19 protein-coding genes are annotated in these 19,039 nt (G+C 60.6%); 14 read left to right on the top strand and 5 right to left on the bottom strand.

Translation table 11 applies throughout. The annotated features are described in order from the left end of the window. The first annotated feature begins 98 nt into the window (after positions 1–98). Positions 99–2,384: a glycosyl hydrolase family 28-related protein gene (locus ROG8370_RS05595; protein WP_085826086.1), complete on the top strand. Its 2,286-nt coding sequence runs from the start codon at positions 99–101 to the stop codon at positions 2,382–2,384. A 22-nt stretch (positions 2,385–2,406) separates the two neighbouring features. On the opposite strand, the gene ROG8370_RS05600 is transcribed toward ROG8370_RS05595, so the two are convergent. Further along, the gene (locus ROG8370_RS05600; RefSeq protein ID WP_085826087.1) at positions 2,407–3,066 is read right to left on the bottom strand and encodes a hypothetical protein; all 660 of its coding nucleotides are present in this window, start codon (positions 3,064–3,066) and stop codon (positions 2,407–2,409) included. 112 nt (positions 3,067–3,178) lie between these two features. Between ROG8370_RS05600 and ROG8370_RS05605 the strand changes: the two genes are divergently transcribed. From ROG8370_RS05605 to ROG8370_RS05625, 5 genes are all read left to right on the top strand, one after another. Then, a complete protein-coding gene (locus ROG8370_RS05605) occupies positions 3,179–3,499 on the top strand; it encodes an antibiotic biosynthesis monooxygenase family protein (RefSeq protein WP_085826088.1) in 321 nt (106 codons plus the stop codon). Next, positions 3,496–3,780 carry a DUF5665 domain-containing protein gene (locus tag ROG8370_RS05610; RefSeq protein WP_085826089.1) on the top strand — a complete coding sequence of 95 codons (285 nt, stop codon included), beginning with the start codon at positions 3,496–3,498 and terminating at the stop codon, positions 3,778–3,780. The genes ROG8370_RS05605 and ROG8370_RS05610 overlap by 4 nt, the downstream gene beginning before the upstream one ends. 85 nt (positions 3,781–3,865) lie before the next feature. Next, the gene (locus tag ROG8370_RS05615) at positions 3,866–4,273 is read left to right on the top strand and encodes a universal stress protein (RefSeq protein WP_073196990.1); all 408 of its coding nucleotides are present in this window, start codon (positions 3,866–3,868) and stop codon (positions 4,271–4,273) included. Between the two features lie 97 nt (positions 4,274–4,370). Then, a complete protein-coding gene (locus ROG8370_RS05620) occupies positions 4,371–4,607 on the top strand; it encodes a TFIIB-type zinc ribbon-containing protein (RefSeq protein ID WP_085826090.1) in 237 nt (78 codons plus the stop codon). Between the two features lie 56 nt (positions 4,608–4,663). Then, entirely contained in the window at positions 4,664–4,993 is a 330-nt protein-coding gene (locus ROG8370_RS05625) for a VanZ family protein (protein ID WP_085826091.1), read from the top strand. A 3-nt stretch (positions 4,994–4,996) separates the two neighbouring features. On the opposite strand, the gene ROG8370_RS05630 is transcribed toward ROG8370_RS05625, so the two are convergent. After that, entirely contained in the window at positions 4,997–5,302 is a 306-nt protein-coding gene (locus tag ROG8370_RS05630; RefSeq protein ID WP_085826092.1) for an aspartate aminotransferase, read from the bottom strand. Between the two features lie 82 nt (positions 5,303–5,384). Then, on the bottom strand, positions 5,385–7,583 hold the full coding sequence (uvrB, locus tag ROG8370_RS05635; protein ID WP_085826093.1) for an excinuclease ABC subunit UvrB: 2,199 nt from the start codon (positions 7,581–7,583) through the stop codon (positions 5,385–5,387). A 527-nt stretch (positions 7,584–8,110) separates the two neighbouring features. Here uvrB and acs point away from each other — a divergent pair. From acs to ROG8370_RS05675, 8 genes are all read left to right on the top strand, one after another. After that, complete coding sequence (gene acs, locus ROG8370_RS05640) at positions 8,111–10,051, top strand: acetate--CoA ligase (protein WP_245827220.1); 1,941 nt, start codon at positions 8,111–8,113, stop codon at positions 10,049–10,051. A gap of 16 nt (positions 10,052–10,067) precedes the next feature. Continuing rightward, the gene (locus tag ROG8370_RS05645) at positions 10,068–10,754 is read left to right on the top strand and encodes an adenylate kinase (protein ID WP_085826119.1); all 687 of its coding nucleotides are present in this window, start codon (positions 10,068–10,070) and stop codon (positions 10,752–10,754) included. A gap of 66 nt (positions 10,755–10,820) precedes the next feature. Then, positions 10,821–11,081 (top strand): DUF4212 domain-containing protein, encoded by a 261-nt coding sequence (locus ROG8370_RS05650; RefSeq protein ID WP_073197206.1) that lies wholly within the window; start codon positions 10,821–10,823, stop codon positions 11,079–11,081. Between the two features lie 14 nt (positions 11,082–11,095). Further along, entirely contained in the window at positions 11,096–12,880 is a 1,785-nt protein-coding gene (locus ROG8370_RS05655) for a sodium:solute symporter family protein (RefSeq protein WP_085826095.1), read from the top strand. A 115-nt stretch (positions 12,881–12,995) separates the two neighbouring features. Further along, complete coding sequence (locus ROG8370_RS05660) at positions 12,996–14,837, top strand: DUF294 nucleotidyltransferase-like domain-containing protein (protein WP_085826096.1); 1,842 nt, start codon at positions 12,996–12,998, stop codon at positions 14,835–14,837. 3 nt (positions 14,838–14,840) lie between these two features. Continuing rightward, positions 14,841–15,347: a hypothetical protein gene (locus ROG8370_RS05665; RefSeq protein ID WP_085826097.1), complete on the top strand. Its 507-nt coding sequence runs from the start codon at positions 14,841–14,843 to the stop codon at positions 15,345–15,347. A gap of 33 nt (positions 15,348–15,380) precedes the next feature. Continuing rightward, on the top strand, positions 15,381–15,764 hold the full coding sequence (locus ROG8370_RS05670; protein WP_085826098.1) for a response regulator transcription factor: 384 nt from the start codon (positions 15,381–15,383) through the stop codon (positions 15,762–15,764). Further along, positions 15,757–17,811: a 3'-5' exonuclease gene (locus ROG8370_RS05675; RefSeq protein ID WP_085826099.1), complete on the top strand. Its 2,055-nt coding sequence runs from the start codon at positions 15,757–15,759 to the stop codon at positions 17,809–17,811. Before ROG8370_RS05670 ends, ROG8370_RS05675 begins: the two co-directional genes overlap by 8 nt. 27 nt (positions 17,812–17,838) lie before the next feature. Here the strand turns inward: ROG8370_RS05675 and ROG8370_RS05680 are convergent, their stop codons facing one another. Together ROG8370_RS05680 and ROG8370_RS05685 are read right to left on the bottom strand one after the other, a co-directional pair. Continuing rightward, a complete protein-coding gene (locus ROG8370_RS05680; RefSeq protein ID WP_085826100.1) occupies positions 17,839–18,399 on the bottom strand; it encodes a LysR substrate-binding domain-containing protein in 561 nt (186 codons plus the stop codon). Positions 18,400–18,829: 430 nt separating this feature from the next. After that, on the bottom strand, positions 18,830–19,039 hold a 210-nt coding region (locus ROG8370_RS05685; RefSeq protein ID WP_139838052.1), incomplete at its 5' end, for a DUF3299 domain-containing protein.

Genomic DNA, 19,039 nt, shown 5'->3' on the forward strand with positions numbered 1-19,039 from the left:
CCCCTGTTGATACTTCCCTATCCCATCGGATGCGGTGCGCCGTGCCGGGACAAGCATGGGTCATGTGCGCGTGACGCGGGATGTGGAAAGGGAACCATATGAACAAGGCAATTACCGACGGCATCGTTTTCATGCCTCAACCTTATGCGGCGGGGTTGGATCAATGGTCTAGCGGCGATGGCACGCCGGGATCGGATACCTATGAGAATGCCGTGAATGCGGCCTTTGTGCCCGCCGATCAGGATTTTGGCGGTGCGCTGGAGATTCAGAAGGTCGATGCGGTGCAAAAGCTGCGCTTTATGGGCGAAACCCCGATTTTGCCGGGCTGTTACCTTCAGGTGCGGGCGCGGATCAAGGCGATTTCCGGCAATCTGCCGAGCGTGCGGATTGCGGCATGGGCCGGCGGGGCCGGGGGGCTGGCCGTTGCCGGTGTGACGCTGAGCGGGCCGCAGGTCACGTTGACCACCTATGGCGACGTGGTGGAGGTGACGGCGATTGTCGGCACCGGAGCGCGCAACGGGGTTGATATGGCCTGGGGCACGCAGGCGCTCTTTGGGCACTTCGGGCTTGATCTTACGGGGGCGAGCGGTGGCATCGTGCGCATCGACGATATCGTCATCGAAGATGTCAGCAGGTTCTTTCTGCGCGATGTCGTGAGCGCGGTAGATGTGCGCGATTATGGTGCCGTTGGCGATGGGGTTGCGGATGATCACGCCGCGTTTGAAGCCGCCGACGGGGCCGCGAACGGGCGCGAGATCATCGTCCCGGCGGGCACCTATTTTCTTGGTCAAAGCACCACGATCCAGAACCGTATCCGGTTCGAGGGCACGCTTGAAATGGCCGAAAGCAGCATTCTGGCACTGACCAAGAATTTCGATCTGCCTGCCTATATCGATGCCTTTGGCGAGAGTGAACTTGCCTTCAAGAAGGCCTATCAGGCGCTTTTGAACAACGCAGGCCACGTCACACTTGATCTTGGTGGGCGCAAGGTCGCGCTGCGGGCGCCGGTGGATATGGCGGGTGCAGTCAACAACAAGACCACCTACAAGCAGCGCCATGTCATTGAAAACGGGCAGTTTTCCGTTTTCCCCGGTGCGAACTGGGATACCGAGGTCGTGACCTCGCAGGCGACCTATGATCCGGGCAACTCGAAGCGGCTTACCAATGTGGTGAATGTTGCCAATATCCCTGTCGGTTCGGTGATCGAAGGCAATGGGGTGGGGCGCGAAGTCTATGTGACGGCTCGAAATATCGCGGCGCAAAGGCTTGATATCAGCCAGCCGTTGTTCGATGCAGCGGGCACGCAGGTCTTCACCTTCCGGCGCTTCAAGTACATGCTGGATTTCAGCGGCTTCGAGCAGATTTCCCGCATGGTCATGTCAGAGATCGAGTTTCAGTGCAGCGGCGATTGCAGCGCCATCCTTTTGCCGCCGACCGGCACCGGGTTTCACCTTCGCGATTGCTTTATCACCCGGCCCAAGGATCGTGGCATCAGTAGCCACGGCGAGGGCGATCAGGGCATGATGATCGACCGCTGTCAGTTCCTGTCGGATGAAAGCCCGCTGTTGTCCACCGAGCGTGTCTCGATCGGATTCAATGCCAATGACATCAAGGTGCGCGATAACCGCGTGGTGCATTTTCGGCATTTCGGGGTGATTGGCGGGTCAAGCTCGATCATCGCGGGCAACCATGTGTTTCAGGGCGATTCCGCGCTGAATGGCATTCGCACCGCCGGGTTTGTTCTGACGCGCACCAATAACCGGGGCACGATCAACGGCAATTACATCGACAATTGCTTTATCGAATGGGTCAACGAGCACGATCAGGCGCCGGAATTCTCGGGCGAGTTTTCGTTCAGCGCGCTGAGCATCACCGATAACGTGTTTCTCGCCAGCGATGTAGCGCCTTGGTTCACCTTCCTTATGGTCAAGCCGCATGGGGCCGGGCATTTCCTGAACGGCGTGTCGGTGACGGGCAACTCTTTCCGTGGGATCGGCGGGGTGCTTGATCGGGTTGAAACGGTGGACACAAGCTTTACCGATCTTGATTACAACCGGATCCGCAATGTCACCTTTGACGACAACGCCTTTCACAACATCCAGACCCCCGCCGCCAGCCCGCTTGTGATGGAGCATACCGAGGCCAGCGCCGCAAGCACCTGGGTTGTGCGCCCCGCGCCGCGATTGCCATTCGGGGCCTGGGCGCAGGTTATGGAATCGGTCGTGGCTTCCGGACCGCTTCGCAACGGGGCAAATGGGGTGGAATATGTGACGCCCTATTATCAGGCCAATCAGGGCGCAAATAGCGACCAGATCAACCTGCGCTGGCCACTGGCGGTTTCGGGGACGGTTATCCTCAAGGTGCGGATCGACGACCCGCTCTGACCCAAGGGCCCTGGCGGGGTGTTCAAAAGCTCCGCCAGAGCCCCAGTTTGACGCCGTGCGTGCGCCCACCAAGCACCGTCTGGCTAAGGCCGAATTCGATGTGTTGGCCGGGTTTTGTCTCGTAGACGAACGAGGGCGCAAAGCGGGCGTAACTATTGCCGGTTACGGGGTGGCCGACCTGCAGCTGTAGGATCAGCTTGGTTTTCCGCGTGGTGGAGAGGCCAAAGGTAAAGTCGCCTTCCATAGCCACATCGCTGCCGCTGAACAGGATTGCGCGGCTGTCCACCGCAATCCAGCCGTTTCGGCCCCAAAGTGAAATCCCGCGCCCCAGCGACAGTCCCGGTCGCAACGCAGTCTGGGCATCCACTTGCCCCGCGCCCAGTTCAAACGCGAGTTTCGGGCGCCGCTCGGTACGGCCAAGGGGCCAGCGCAAAAATCCGATCACCTTGGACATCCGCTCGCCATCACCGCCCAGATCCGCCCCGGCGGTCAAGCGGTCGGCCAATCCGTGTTCCGCGTAAAAGGTAAAGCTTGGGTGATAAAATCCGTAGGCATCCGGCCCTTCGATCTGACCCGAGTTGGCGACAAAGGTTTCGCCCTTTACGCGCGCCCATGCCCCCGCCTGCGCCATGACGGCCAGGCATGGCAAAAGGATCAACGCAAGAATGAGTCGTCGCAGCATGGTTACCTCTGCGTTAACCCTCGTTAAAAAGGGTAAAGCGAGGGTTAAGGGCCCCAGAGAATTTACCCCTCTGCCCGCGCGTGATAGGCTTGTGTTGCAAAGGAGGTGCGCTATGCCCCATATCGCCCAAAGCAACAGCCATCAGACCGTTATCACAACGTTCGATGTGACCCCCGGAACCTGTCAGGATTTACTTGATCTGTTGACTGGCGCCTATCAGGATTTCATTTCCAAACAGCCCGGCTTTGTCGCGGTCGGCCTGCATGTGAACGATGCCCAGACCCGGATTGCCAGCTACTCGCAATGGCGTAAGCGCGAGGATTTTCAGGCGATGCTCAGGACCGATGAGATGCGTGTGCGCAATCGCCAGATCAGCGGGCTTTGCAAAAGCTTTGAGCCGGTCATGTATGACGTGGTGGCGACGTTTGAATGAAGAATGACGTGCCGCCCCCCGAGGAACTGACGAAAGAAGTGCACGCGCTGCGCGTCGAGCTGCGCCGCCTGAACAGCCATCGCTTTATCCGGGTCCATAATTCGATCCCGCGCATGCTTGCGTTCAACTTTGCGCGCGGGCTTGCGATTGGGCTTGGTACTGTGTTGGGGGCCTCTGTGCTATTGTCGCTTCTGGTCTGGGCGCTGAGCCAGATCGAGTTTTTGCCGATCATAGGCGAATGGGCGGCCCAGATCGCCCGGCAGGTGAAAGAACTGAATTAAAGCGCTCAATACACCTGATCTGAATCAAAGCATACGACCCCGGATTGCGCGATCCTTGCAAGAACGCAACAGGGAAGGAAACCTTATGTACAAGCATGTTCTCGTGCCGATTTCGTTTGATAATGATCGTGACGCAGCGGGCGCTGTAAGCGCCGCCAAGGTCTTGGCCGGAAAGGATGGGCGGATCAGCCTGCTTCACGTCATCGAGCATATCCCGGCCTATGCGATCTCTTACATGCCGCAGGATTACCTGATCGAGGCGCGCAAGGCGGTTGTGAAGGAACTCTCGGATCTGGCCGATACGCTGCCCAATGCCACTGCGGATGTGGTTGAGGGGCATTCGGGCCGCACCATTCTGGATTGGGCGGAAGAGAACAAACCTGACTGCATCGTCATCGCAAGCCACCGACCCGGCATGCAGGACCTGTTGCTTGGCTCGACTGCCAATCAGGTGGTCCGTCACGCCAAATGCGCGGTGCATGTGATCCGTTGATTTCAGGCGGTTTTTTGCCTGTCTCGTCGCCGCCCTTGTATCGGGGCGGCGACACCCCCAGCTTTGATGCGACACAAATCAAAGCAGGAGGATGCCCATGCAATGCCCAATCGACGGAACCCAGCTTGTTCTGGCCGAACGCGCCGGGGTCGAGATCGACTATTGCCCGCAATGTCGGGGTGTTTGGCTGGATCGCGGTGAGCTTGACAAGATCATCGACCGTTCGGCGCCCGCGGTTGCAACACCGCAGGGCTATGACGATCACGGACATCACGATGGGCAAAAGCGGCGCAAAAAGCGCGGTGGTTTCCTTGAAGAGTTGTTCGACTTCTGATCTCTGCGCGGGTTCAGTTGGTTGATCTATCGGCCTGTCCCGCCTAAGGGCTTGGCATGGCCTTTAAACTGACCCTTTGCATCATTCTGGCGATCGCCGCCCTCACCCTGACTCCGCCGGGGGCATCAGGGCCGGGTATGCCGGGCTTTGACAAGCTCGCGCATTTTTTGGCCTTTGCAGCGCTCACGATGCCTATGGCCTATACCCGCCGGTTTCCCATGATGTGGATCGTTCTGGCCGGGGCGTCCTATGGCGGGCTGATCGAGTTAATCCAGCCCTACGTAGGGCGCGGCGCCGAATGGGGTGATTGGCTGGCGGATGGTTTGGGGGCGTTTCTGGGGGCTTGGCTTGTGGGTCGGATCAGTCGCAGGGGACGGGCGGGTTGAGCGTCAATGCCGATCGCGTGCGCCGAAATCTTGAAAAGATTTCGGTCCGATTTCTTTAAAAGAAATCGTGGGTTCACCGGGGGTGAGCCACCGGATCGGCGCGCGGTTGCAAAAAATGATGATTTGTCCCGAGTTCTCTACCACCTGATAGCCGCGTCGGTGGATTTCACGCATGAAGCGCTCCATGCCAGCAAAGCGCTCCACATCCCTCGCCTTACGCCGGATCACGGCGCCTTCTTGCACGGCCTTGGATGTGAACAGGTCGTGGAGCCAGACCTCGGATGATAGGGGGGATTTACGGTTTTGCATGCGGGCAAAATGCCGTGCGGTTGGTTAAAGTGAGGTTAACCGTAGTGGATTTTAGGTGGCGTAGCTTGCCAAGCCCAAGCCCTCACCGCCCCCGCCGTTTCACATTCCCGCCATGCTGCCCCGGCCGACCTGCTGTTGAGCGGCCGCGCCCTTTGACCGCCTCGGCGCTTGCCTTTGCCACTGCCTGTTGGCGCGCGAGGGGATCGTCGGAGATCACGAGATCGACCGCTTCAAGCCGCTTGACCTCGTCGCGCAGGCGGGCGGCCTCTTCGAATTCCAGGTTCTCGGCGGCCTTGCGCATGTCGCTGCGCAGCCCCTCCAGCACCGCTTGAAGATTGGCCCCTGCCAGCGGTTTGTCGATCTTGGCTGTCACCCGGTTCATGTCCACGTCGCCCTTGTAGAGCCCTTGCAGAATGTCATCGACGTTCTTCTTGATCGTCGTCGGGGTGATGCCGTGCTCTAGATTATAGGCGACCTGTTTTTCGCGGCGCCGGTTGGTTTCGCCAAGGGCACGCTCCATGCTGCCGGTGATGCGGTCTGCATACATGATCACCCGACCTTCGGCATTGCGCGCGGCGCGTCCGATGGTCTGGATCAGCGAGGTTTCAGAGCGCAGGAACCCTTCCTTGTCGGCGTCCAGAATGGCCACAAGCCCGCATTCCGGGATATCAAGCCCTTCGCGCAACAGGTTGATCCCGATCAGAACGTCAAACGCCCCAAGCCGAAGATCGCGCAGGATTTCGATCCGCTCAATGGTGTCGATATCGCTATGCATATAGCGCACGCGGATGCCCTGTTCGTGCAGGTATTCGGTCAGATCCTCTGCCATCCGCTTGGTCAGCGTGGTGACAAGCGTGCGATAGCCTTCGGCGCTGACCCGGCGGATTTCATCCAGAAGGTCGTCGACCTGTGACCCGACCGGGCGGATTTCGACCTCGGGGTCGATAAGGCCGGTGGGGCGGATCACCTGTTCGGTGAAAACGCCGCCGGTCTGCTCGATCTCCCATTTGGCGGGGGTGGCCGAGACAAACACCGATTGCGGGCGCATCGCATCCCATTCCTCGAACTTGAGCGGCCGGTTATCCATACAGGACGGCAGGCGAAACCCGTGCTCGGCCAGCGTGAACTTGCGCCGATAGTCGCCTTTGTACATGCCGCCGATCTGGGGCACCGAGACGTGGCTTTCGTCGGCAAAGACAATCGCGTTGTCGGGGATGAATTCAAACAGGGTGGGGGGCGGCTCGCCCGGCGCGCGCCCGGTCAGGTAGCGCGAGTAATTCTCGATCCCGTTGCAGACGCCTGTCGCCTCCAACATCTCAAGATCAAAGGTACAGCGTTGCTCAAGCCGCTGCGCCTCCAAGAGCTTGCCTTCGTTGACCAGCTGATCCAGCCGTTGGCGCAACTCTTTTTTGATGCCGATCAGCGCCTGTTGCATGGTCGGCTTGGGCGTTACGTAATGCGAATTGGCATAGACGCGGATTTGCTCAAAGGTATCGGTCTTTTCGCCGGTCAGCGCGTCGAACTCGGTGATGCTTTCCAGTTCCTCGCCGAAGAACGACAGCCGCCAGGCGCGGTCTTCAAGGTGGGCGGGAAAAATCTCAAGACTGTCGCCGCGCACCCGGAACGACCCGCGCTGAAACGACTGATCGTTGCGCCGGTATTGCTGGGCCACCAGATCGGCCATGATCTTGCGCTGGTCATAGTCGCTGCCGACCTTGAGGTCCTGCGTCATGGCGCCATAGGTTTCGACGCTACCGATGCCATAGATGCATGACACCGAGGCCACGATGATCACATCGTCGCGTTCCAGAAGCGCGCGCGTGGCCGAGTGGCGCATCCGGTCGATCTGTTCGTTGATCTGGCTTTCTTTCTCGATATAGGTGTCAGAGCGCGCCACATAGGCCTCGGGCTGGTAGTAGTCATAGAAGCTGACGAAATACTCGACCGAGTTGTCGGGGAAAAATCCCTTGAATTCCCCGTAGAGTTGCGCGGCAAGCGTTTTGTTCGGCGCGAGGATGATCGCGGGGCGTTGGGTTTCTTCGATGATCTTGGCCATCGTAAAGGTCTTGCCGGTGCCGGTCGCGCCAAGCAAAACCTGATCGCGCTCGCCGTCGACAATGCCTTGCGACAACTCCTTGATCGCGGTTGGCTGATCGCCTGCCGGTTCAAAATCCGTGGCCATCACGAAACGTTTGCCGCCCTCAAGCTTGGGGCGCTTGATCAGCTCGGGCGCGGGGCTGTTGAGAGCAGATGGCGTTTTGTCGGAATGGGCATAGGGCATTGGCGCGATCCTCTGGCTGATATCACATTTGTGATCTTTGCACCGGGGTTCAACCCCAAAGACAGGCGTCGGCTGGTGCCGGGCCCGTGCAGTACACCCGTGGCACCTGCTTAGATCGGTTTTGGCCGTCACACCATGCGCTAAACCCCGGAAATTCCCCTTTCCTGCCGCAGAGCACCCGCGTAAGGCGAATCGTGCCTGTGCCTGCCCGCGGTGTGACGTTACGTCAAATTTAGGGGCGGGGCATCTTGCCGCAGTGCGGCTTGCAACGCGCCAAAGGTCGGGCGAAGGGCGGCCGATTGGTGTGTGTGCGCTAGCGGTAAACCGCTCAGAACCCCAATAAAACCGCAAATAGTAAAATAATTTACAGAGACGCCCATAATAAAGGCAAAGATTTCACCTGATTTATAGGCGCATAGGTGATAACTGTTAATTTTTTGCGCATTTCAAGGTAGGGTATGCGAAGGGATACAAAATCCAGCTTGATCGGCTTTTCAAGCGGACATTGGGACGGAGGAATTCAAGCCATGGTACAATCATCGAATGCCGCAGGTGCAAAGACACCGGATTTTCACATTGATCCAGAGGCCTATGACCGCATGTATGCGCAGTCGGTCAATGATCCGGCGACCTTTTGGGGCGAGCATGGCAAGCGGCTTGACTGGATCAAGCCCTATACCCGCGTCAAGAACACCTCTTTTGCCTACGACGATGTCTCGATCAAATGGTTCGAAGACGGCACTCTGAACGTCGCCGCCAACTGTGTCGATCGCCACCTTGCCACCCGCGGCGATCAGACCGCCATCATCTGGGAGCCCGACAGCCCCGATGAAGAGGCGCTGCACATCAGCTATAAAGAGTTGCACAGCCAGGTCAGCAAGATGGCCAATGTCCTGAAATCCATGGGCGTGGGCAAAGGCGACCGGGTTGTGATCTATCTTCCGATGATCCCCGAGGCCGCCTATTCGATGCTGGCCTGTGCGCGCATCGGTGCCATTCATTCGATCGTTTTCGCAGGCTTCAGCCCCGACGCCCTTGGCGCACGCGTCAATGGCTGTGACGCCAAGGTGGTGATCACCGCCGATCACGCGCCGCGCGGTGGCCGGGCGACCAAGCTCAAGGACAACGTCAATCAGGCGCTGTTGCATGATGTCGACGACGTGAAATGCCTTGTGGTCAAGCGCACCGGCGGTCAGATCGCATGGCGCGAGGGCCTCGATTTCTGGTGGCACGAAGAGGCCGCCAAGGTCAGCGCCGATTGCCCGCCCGAGGAAATGAATGCCGAAGATCCGCTGTTCATCCTCTACACCTCCGGCTCCACCGGGCAGCCCAAGGGCGTTGTGCACACATCGGGCGGCTATCTGGCCTATGCCGCGATGACGCATGAGTATATTTTCGACTATCACGAGGGTGATATCTACTGGTGTACCGCCGATGTCGGCTGGGTCACCGGCCACAGCTATATCGTCTATGGCCCGCTCGCCAATGGCGCCACCACCGTGATGTTCGAGGGCGTGCCGACCTACCCCGATGCGGGCCGCTTCTGGCAGGTCTGCGAAAAGCACAAGGTCACGCAGTTCTACACCGCCCCGACCGCCATTCGCGCGCTGATGGGCAAAGGCATCGGCCCGGTTGAGGGCAGCGACCTCAGCAGCCTGCGCCTTCTTGGCTCGGTCGGCGAGCCGATCAACCCCGAAGCCTGGAACTGGTACAACGAGAATGTCGGCAAGGGCAAATGCCCGATCGTCGATACCTGGTGGCAGACCGAAACCGGCGGCATTCTGATCACGCCGCTGCCCGGTGTGACCAAGCCCAAGCCCGGTTCGGCCACCAAGCCGTTCTTTGGCGTCACCCCGGTCATTCTTGACGATCAGGGCAACGAGTTGAGCGGCGCGACCGAGGGTGTGCTTTGCATCAAGGATAGCTGGCCGGGGCAGATGCGCACCGTCTGGGGCGATCACGCGCGCTTTGTGTCGACCTATTTCGAGATGTTCAAAGGCTATTACTTCACCGGCGACGGCTGTCGTCGCGATGAGGACGGCGATTACTGGATCACCGGGCGCGTCGACGATGTGATCAACGTTTCGGGCCACCGCATGGGCACCGCCGAGGTCGAAAGCGCCTTGGTCGCGCATGCCACCGTCTCCGAGGCCGCCGTTGTCGGCTATCCCCATGATATCAAGGGGCAGGGCATCTATTGCTATGTCACCCTGATGGACGGGGTCGAGGCGACGGACGAGCTTCGCACAGAGCTTGCCAACTGGGTCCGCACCGAGATTGGCCCGATTGCCAAACCCGACGTCATTCAATGGGCGCCGGGCCTGCCGAAAACCCGCTCGGGCAAGATCATGCGCCGCATTCTGCGCAAGATCGCCGAGAACGATTACGACAGCCTTGGCGACACCTCGACCCTCGCCGATCCGTCGGTCGTGGAGGAGCTGATCAGCAACCGCGCCGCACTGGCCTGAGGGGGGGAAGACGATGATGGACGGAGTGAAAATACCGCAAACCGCCGCCAATCTGGTCTTGCTTGGGCCGCCGGGGGCGGGCAAGGGCACGCAGGCGCGCATGCTTGAGGAAACCTTTGGGCTGGTTCAGCTTTCGACCGGCGACCTTCTGCGCGCGGCTGTGGCCGCGGGCACAGAGGCCGGGCGCGCCGCTAAGGCGGTGATGGAGGCGGGCGATCTTGTCAGCGACGAGATCGTCATCGCGATCCTGCGTGACCGTCTGGCCGAGGCCGATTGCGCCTCTGGCGTGATCCTTGACGGCTTTCCGCGCACCACCGTTCAGGCCGAGGCGCTTGACGGTCTGCTGGCCGATATCGGTCAGGACATCCGCGCCGCGATCAGCCTTGAGGTTGACGATAGCGCGATGGTGACCCGGATTTCGGGCCGCTACACCTGTGGCGGCTGCGGCGAGGGCTATCACGATAGCTTCAAGACGTCGGCCGTCGAGGGAAAATGCGACAAATGCGGCGGCAGCGAGATGAAGCGGCGTGCCGATGACAACGCCGAAACCGTCACGCAGCGCCTTGTCGCCTATCACGCGCAAACCGCGCCGCTGATTTCATATTACGACGCGCGCGGTGTTCTTGCCCGCGTCGATGCGATGGCCCCGATCGGGGATGTCGCCAAAGAGCTGAACGCGGTCGTCACAGCGACGCTTGCGTAAAGAACGGCCCGCGCCGGGATGGTCCCGCGCGGGCAGGAGGAAACCTGTAAAAAGGGAGGGCACGCTTTGTCCGATAAAGAAGCATCCAACGCGTATTGGAAAGCCAATGTGCGTCTTATTCTATGGAGCCTGCTGATCTGGGCTGTTGTCTCGTTCGGCTTTGGCATTCTGCTGCGTCCCATGCTGTCGGGGATCGCCGTCGGCGGCACCGATCTTGGCTTTTGGTTCGCACAGCAAGGCTCGATTCTTGTCTTTCTGGCGCTGATCTTTTTCTACGCCTGGCGGATGAACAAACTTGATGCCGAACACGGCGTCGGTGAAGAATAACAGGGACAGGCACAATGGATCAGTTTACACTCAACCTGCTGTTTGTGGGCGCGTCTTTCGCACTCTACATCGGCATCGCTATCTGGGCGCGCGCAGGCTCGACCAGTGAATTCTACGCCGCCGGTCGCGGCGTTCACCCCGTCACCAACGGCATGGCCACGGCGGCCGACTGGATGTCGGCGGCCTCGTTCATCTCAATGGCGGGCCTCATCGCCTTTACCGGCTATGACAACTCGACCTTCCTGATGGGCTGGACCGGCGGTTACGTTCTGCTGGCCCTGCTGCTTGCGCCTTACCTGCGCAAGTTCGGCAAGTTCACCGTGTCCGAGTTCATCGGCGACCGGTTCTATTCCAAGACCGCCCGCATGGTGGCCGTGGTCTGTCTGATCGTGGCCTCGACCACCTATGTGATCGGCCAGATGACCGGCGTTGGCGTGGCCTTTGGCCGCTTTCTTGAAATCTCCAACACCAGCGGTCTTTTGATCGGTGCTTGTGTGGTGTTTGCCTATGCGGTTTTCGGCGGCATGAAAGGTGTGACCTATACGCAGGTTGCGCAATATGTCGTGTTGATCATGGCCTATACCATTCCGGCGATCTTCATCTCGCTCCAGCTGACCGGCAACCCGGTTCCGGCGCTTGGCCTGTTTGGTGATCACGTTGCCAGCGGCGAGCCGCTTTTGGCAAAGCTTGACCAGATCGTGCGCGAACTGGGCTTTAACGAGTATACGACACACCACTCTGACACGCTGAACATGGTTCTGTTCACGCTGTCGCTGATGATCGGTACGGCGGGTCTGCCGCACGTCATCATGCGCTTCTTCACCGTGCCGCGCGTGGCGGATGCCCGTTGGTCCGCTGGTTGGGCGCTTGTCTTTATTGCGCTGCTTTACCTCACGGCCCCGGCTGTGGGCGCCATGGCCCGTCTTAACATCACCGAGCTGATGTGGCCCAATGGCACCGACGCACAGGCCGTTTCGGTCGAAGACATCGCAAACAACCCCAAGTACGACTGGATGCAGACCTGGCAGAAAACCGGCCTGCTCGATTGGGAAGACAAGAATGGCGACGGCCGCATCCAGTACTATAACGATGCAAACGCTGCCATGCAGGAAAAAGCGGCGGCCAACGGCTGGACCGGCAACGAACTTACCAAGTTCAACCGTGACATCCTCGTGCTTGCCAACCCCGAGATTGCCAACCTTCCCGGTTGGGTGATCGGCCTTGTTGCTGCGGGTGGCCTTGCGGCGGCCCTGTCAACGGCGGCGGGTCTTTTGCTGGCGATTTCCTCGGCCGTCAGCCACGACCTTATCAAAGGTCAGCTGAACCCGAATATCTCGGAGAAAAACGAACTGATGGCGGCGCGTGTTGCCATGGGTGTTGCGATTGTCGTGGCCACCTATCTTGGCCTCAACCCTCCGGGTTTTGCGGCGCAAACTGTTGCTCTGGCCTTTGGTCTGGCGGCGGCGTCGATCTTCCCGGCGCTGATGATGGGGATCTTCTCGACCAAGATCAACAACCACGGCGCGGTTGCCGGCATGCTCGCCGGTCTGCTCGTCACGCTGGTCTATATCTTCCTGCACAAGGGTTGGTTCTTCATTCCTGACACCAACAGCTTCACCGATGCTGATCCGCTTTTGGGCACGATCAAGTCGACCTCCTTCGGTGCAATCGGCGCGATGATCAACTTCACCGTGGCCTATGTTGTGGCAAGCATGACCAAGGAAACTCCGCAAGAGATCAAGGATCTTGTGGAAAGCGTGCGTGTGCCCAAAGGCGCAGGCGCTGCGACTGACCACTAAACACTTCGGCGGGGGCGGCATCTGTCGCCCCCGTCCTTTCCGACGCCCCCGATATTTCCGGACAACGGGCGCTTTTAGATGGATTTCCTGACGAAACAAAAGGGATACTGACCCGATGAGTGATCCCAGACCCGACCCGCTTGAGGCGCTGACGCGCCATGCGCCGTTTAACGCGCTGCCCGAGGCGTTGCGCCGTGAGATCGGCCCGCATCTCGCCATTGTCGAGATCGCCACCGGCGAGCTACTGTTCCAAAAGGGCGCCCCGCTGGCCGGGCTTTACGTGGTCGAAAGCGGCGCGCTTGATATCGAGACCGGCCACGCCGACCTTGTGTCGCGGCGCGGCATTGGCGACATCATGGGCGAGCGCGGGTTGCTGCGCGACGGCAATGCCATGCTCACCGCCCGCGCGGTCGAGCCGAGCCGCCTTATCGTCATCCCCAAGGACCAGTTTTCAGACCTGATGCAGCGCTCGGACGAGATCGCCGAATGGTTCGAACGCGCCCGCCCCTCGACCGGCGCGGGCGAGGATGGACCCTATGCCACCGGCCTGACCGCGCTTCAGGTGTCGGACATGATGGCGCAGACGCCGATCACCTGTGCGCCCGAGGCGACGATCACCGATGTGGCCCGCCTGATGCGCGATCACGTGATTTCCTCGGTGGTGGTGATGCAGGGCGAGCGCCTTGCCGGGATCATCACCGCGCATGACCTGACCAACAAGGTACTGGCCGAGGGGCTGACCGGTGCGGTGCCGGTGGCCGAGATCATGACGCCCGATCCGGTCACCATCGCGCCCAACCAACTTGGGCTTGATGCGCTGATGAAGCTGTCGGAACTTGGGGTCAACCACCTGCCGGTGGCGCAAAACGGGCGCGTGGTGGGGATGATCGGCAAGACCGACCTCTTTCGCCAGCAAGCCGCCACCGCCAGCCACATGGTCGCCGATATCGCCCATGCCGACACGCCCGAGGGCATGGCCCAGGTGATGGAGCGGGTGCCAAGCCTTCTCGCCCAGCTTGTGCATGCCGGCGCGCGGCCCCAGTCGATCACCCGGCGGATCACCGATATCACCGACGCGATTACCCGCCGCCTGTTGCATCTGGCCGAGGCCGAGTTGGGCGCCCCCCCCGTGCCCTATCTCTGGGCCGCCTGCGGCAGCCAGGGGCGGCGCGAGCAGACCGGTGTTTCGGATCAGGACAACTGTTTGATCCTCGACGATGCGGTTCTGCCCGAGCATGACGCCTATTTTGCCGCGCTCGCCAAATATGTCTCGGACGGGCTTGATGCCTGCGGCTTTGTCTATTGTCCGGGCGACATGATGGCGACCAACCCGAAATGGCGCCAGCCCCGCCGCGTCTGGAGCGCGTATTTCGCAGGCTGGATCAGACAGCCCGACAGTGAGGCGCAAATGCTGGCCTCGGTGATGTTCGACCTGCGCCCGATCGCCGGTGAGGCCGCGCTGTTTGACGACCTGCAGGAAGAGGTTCTGACACACGCGCGCAAGAACTCGATCTTCGTGGCGCATATGATCTCGAATTCGCTCAAACATACGGTGCCGCTCAGCCTGTTTCGCGGCTTTGCGCTGATTCGCTCGGGCGAGCATAAGAACACCATTGATCTCAAGCATTCCGGCGTGGTGCCGGTGGTCGATCTTGGGCGGATCTATGCGCTTTTGGGCGAGCTTGAAGTGGCGGGCACCCGCGACCGGATTGAGGGCGCGCGCGCGAGCGGCGTGATTTCCGAGAGCGGCGCGCGTGATCTTCTGGATGCCTATGACCTTATCGCCGAGACCCGTCTGCGCCATCAGGCGAGCCAGATCAGGGCAGGGCGGGCACCCGACAATTTCATGACGCCGTCGGATTTGTCAGAATTAGAGCGCACCCACCTGCGCGATGCGTTTATGGTGGTCAAGACAATGCAATCGGCCCTGCAACAGAGCCGCGGAACACCGGGATAACACATGTTTTTTGAACTGATCGCCACATTCGCCGCAGGCATTTGCGCCGCTGGTCTGGCCCTTGTCGCCGGGCACCTGAGCGGCGGGCGCCTGCCGCGCTGGTCCATTCCCGTCGCGGCGGGGGCGGCGATGCTTGGGTATGCGGTCTGGTCGGAATATTCCTGGGCTGGGCGCACCACGGCCGGCCTGCCCGAGGGGGTCGAGGTTCTGGTGAGTGTGACCGAAACCCGCCCCTGGAAGCCCTGGACCTATGTTGTGCCGCAAACCACCCGCATCATGGCGCTTGATCGCGCGGGCGTGCAGACCAACCCGGATGCCCCCGATGTGCAGCTGGCCGATCTTTACTTCTTTGCCCGCTGGACACCGCCCGCCAAACGCCCGCAGCTTGTCAATTGCACCACCACGTCGCGCGCTGACCTTACCGAGGGCGCGCTGAGTGATCCCGCCGCCGCGATCTGGCGCGAGGTGGATGCCAGCGACCCGCTGATCGCCGCGCTTTGCGCCAAATGACCCGTCACTAAGCCATCAGGAGGAGGCCCGCCCATGTCCCAAAAATCGGTTCTTCTGGTCGAGGATGAGGACAATATTGCGCTGGCCTTGGAACATCTTCTGGGGCGCGAAGGCTATCGTCTGCGCCGCGTTGCGAGTGGCAATGCCGCGCTTGAGGCCCTGGCCGAAGAGCGCCCCGATCTGGTGGTACTTGACGTGATGTTGCCAGAGCGCTCGGGCTATGAGATCTGTCAGATGATCCGCAACGATGCCGCGCTTCGGGATATCAAGGTGCTGATGATGACCGCCGGTGGCGGCGAGATCGAGCGGCGCAAGGGGCTTGCGGTGGGGGCGGATGCGTTCATGACCAAACCCTTCGCCACGCGCGATCTCACCACGCAGATCGGGCAATTGCTGAACGGCTCCGACGATGGCTGAGCGGTTGGGGTTGCGCCTGCGCTTTGCGCTTTTCTTTGCCGCCCTCGGGCTTGGCGGGGTGGTGATCATCGCCGGTGCGCTCTGGTTTGGCCATTCGCGTGCGGGCGGTTCGGTGCAGGGCTATATCGTAGGCGGTCTTGTCGCCTCGCTTGGCCTGTTGGGCCTTGCCGCCTGGATAGGGCTGTTGTTTGACGAAAACGTCGCCAAGCCCATTCTGGCGCTGGCCTCGGACCTCACCACGCGGGCACGCGCCGATGTCGATCTTGAGATTGACGAGGCTCAGGCCAAACACCTGAGCACGCTGGCCCCTGCCGCCAATGCGATCAACGCCGCCCTTAGCGAGGCCCGCGCCGCCCGCCAACGCGCGGTCGAGCGCGAAACCGCGCGGATCATGCGCGAAAAGGCCCTGTTCGAGGCGCTGTTTCGCGACCTTGGCGAAGGCGCGGTGGTGGCCACGCCCGACAACCGCGTGATGCTTTATAACCGCATGGCGCAAGAGCTTTTGGGCGAGATCGGCCTTGACCGCCCGCTGGCGGATTTCCTGCGCCCAGAGCCGGTGATCGACGCCCTGACACGCATGCAAGAGGCCCGCATTCAAGGCCGGGTCGGCGCCGAGACATTTCTGGCCGCCAGTGCCGATGGCACCCGCTTTTTGCTTGGCCGGGTCAGCCCGATCCTGTCGGATGAAGAGCTGAGCGGGCATGTGCTTATCTTTCGCGATGCCACCGATGACCTGAGCGCGCATGCCCATCACGATCACCTGTTCAACAGCCTGCTTGAGGGCGTGCGCCGCCCCGCCGCGACCATCGGTGCGCTTCTGGACGTGCTGCAATCGGGCGATGATTTGCCGCCTGAAACCCGCGCCCGCTTTCGTCAGGGGATCGAGGATGAGGTCGGGCGGCTCTTTGCCTGTCTTGACGATATGGGCAAGCGCCACTCGGCCGCCAAATCGCGGCGTTGGCCGATGTCGCCGGTGGCGGTCTCGCATATCTTCGACGGGCTGAGCGCGCAAATCGACCTGCCGATCAAGCGGGCAGAGACCGACGCGACGCTGATCTGTGACGGCTTTGCCATCACCTCGCTTTTGGCGCATGTGATTGCCGGGCTAAGCGCGGGTGGCGAGCGCCACGATTTCGCGCTCTCTGCCGAGGTCGAGGGCGAAGAGACCCGTCTTATCCTTGGCTGGCAAGGGCAGGCGGCCAATGACGGCGAGATTGCCGACTGGCTTGGGGCGCCGCTTTCGACCGCTTACGGCGATTACACCAGCCGCGACGCCCTGAGCGGGCATCAAAGCGATCTGTGGTGCGAACCCGCCGCCAGCGGTCACCGCATCGTTTTGCCGCTGGTCTCGGGCGCGCCGCCGCTTGAGCCCGGTGACACCCGCCCCGAGTTTTACGATTTCAACCTGCCCGACGCGCCACTTGGCGACCTTGCAGAGCGGGCGTTGGCCGACTTGTCCTTTGTGGTGTTTGACACCGAAACCACCGGCCTCTCGCCGCGCGGCGGCGACGAGATCGTGCAGATCGCCGGTATTCGCATCGTCAACGGTCGTATCCTGCGCGGTGAGACCTTTGACACGCTGGTCAATCCGGGACGCGCCATTCCGCCCGCCTCGACGCGGGTGCATCATATCTCTGACGAGATGGTGGCCGATGCGCCCGATATCGCCAGTGCCGGCCAGCGGTTTCACGATTTTTGCAAGGGCGCGGTTCTGGTGGCCCATAACGCGCCGTTTGACCTGGCGTTTTTGCGGCTAAAGGAAGAGGTGATCGCGCGGCGGTTTGATAATCCGGTGCTCTGCACGGTGCTGATGTCGGCGGGGCTGTTTGATCACACCGGATCGCACACGCTTGATGCGCTTTGCGATCGCTTTGGCATCACCATCCCACCAGAGGCGCGCCATACCGCCATGGGCGACACTTTGGCCACGGCAGAGGTGTTTGTACATATGCTTGATCTGCTCAAGGCCAAGGGCGTGACCACCCTTGGCGGCGCCATCGCCGAAGAGGGGCGGATGACCAAAATCCGGCGCGCGCAAAATTACTAGCGCTGCCTGAACGCCGTTGGCCAGCGTTCAACGCTGCGCCAGAACCTCGGCGAGGACATCAAACACCAGCCGTATTTTCGGGCTGGTGTGAATTTTGCGATGGGTCGTAAGCCAGATCGGAAAGCTGATCGCGGTCTGCGGCAGGATCCGCACCATGTCGGGGCTGTGTTTCGCGACGGCCTCGTCCATCGGGACAATCCCGAGACCGGCCTGCGCCATTGCCCATCCGACCATCCCGTTTTCCGACCCCACGCGAAATTGCCGCTCGTCCAGATCAATGCCGATCTCGCGCAGATAGGCCACCATGCGCGGCGTGTCGCCCATGGAAATGAAATCGTGCTGATCCAGATCCTTGAGAGAGCGGGGATGCCCGCGCGTGGCCAGATAGGCCCGTGACGCATAGAAATGGCCCGTCGCCTCGCATATCAGGCGCGCGACAAGGTCGGGCTGATCGGGGCGCACGTGGCGAATGGCGATATCGGCCTCGCGGCGCATCAGGTCGCGCAAGTTATTGGCCGCGATGACATCAATCACAAGATTGGGGGCAAGCGCCCTGATCCGGCCCAAGGCGCGCGGCAACAGGACCACCTCTTATCGAGGTGCCAGATCGAGGAGACGCCCATTGGGTGGGTGAGTGGCGGTGCTACGAAATCGGACAAGAGTGGTTGGCGTTTTGGAAAGCTTGCCTGGCGCTGTCCGGAGAACTCGATGGAGCGCTGGAAATTGCGTTGCGCGAGGGTCGAATGCTTATCGTAGAAGAACTTTTCCCCGGCGGACTAACCCGCTGGTGCTGTTCAGCTAACGCTTACTTTGGGGGAGGCTCAAAGAAAGACGATAGCATCACCAAGGCTTCAACTCAAAAAATAGCTTTTTCAGAAGGTGATGGTGTTTTTCGGCGGTGTTCCAGCAATAGATTTGATGATCCAGACCAAACTGGATGCTCAAACACCTGCACCCGTCAAGGATGGAACTCGAGCAACTCAGGCCTTAGCTATTTCAGCCTGAGCCCTGCAGAATATCAATTGCCGTATTTTTGCACAGCATTGGGGTGCATCGTATAGCTTACAGAAACCGGTGTCTGGCCATCGACGTAACCTATGTTTTGAATTGAACGCTCTGCCGCAATTTCTCCCGATATCCAGACTGGCGTAAACAGACCATTGATTTCTATCCCTTCCGGATAAACAACATGGACAACCTGATTGGCAGGAGGTGGCGGCGTGTGGAT

Source organism: Roseovarius gaetbuli, assembly GCF_900172365.1.
Classification (GTDB): domain Bacteria; phylum Pseudomonadota; class Alphaproteobacteria; order Rhodobacterales; family Rhodobacteraceae; genus Roseovarius; species Roseovarius gaetbuli.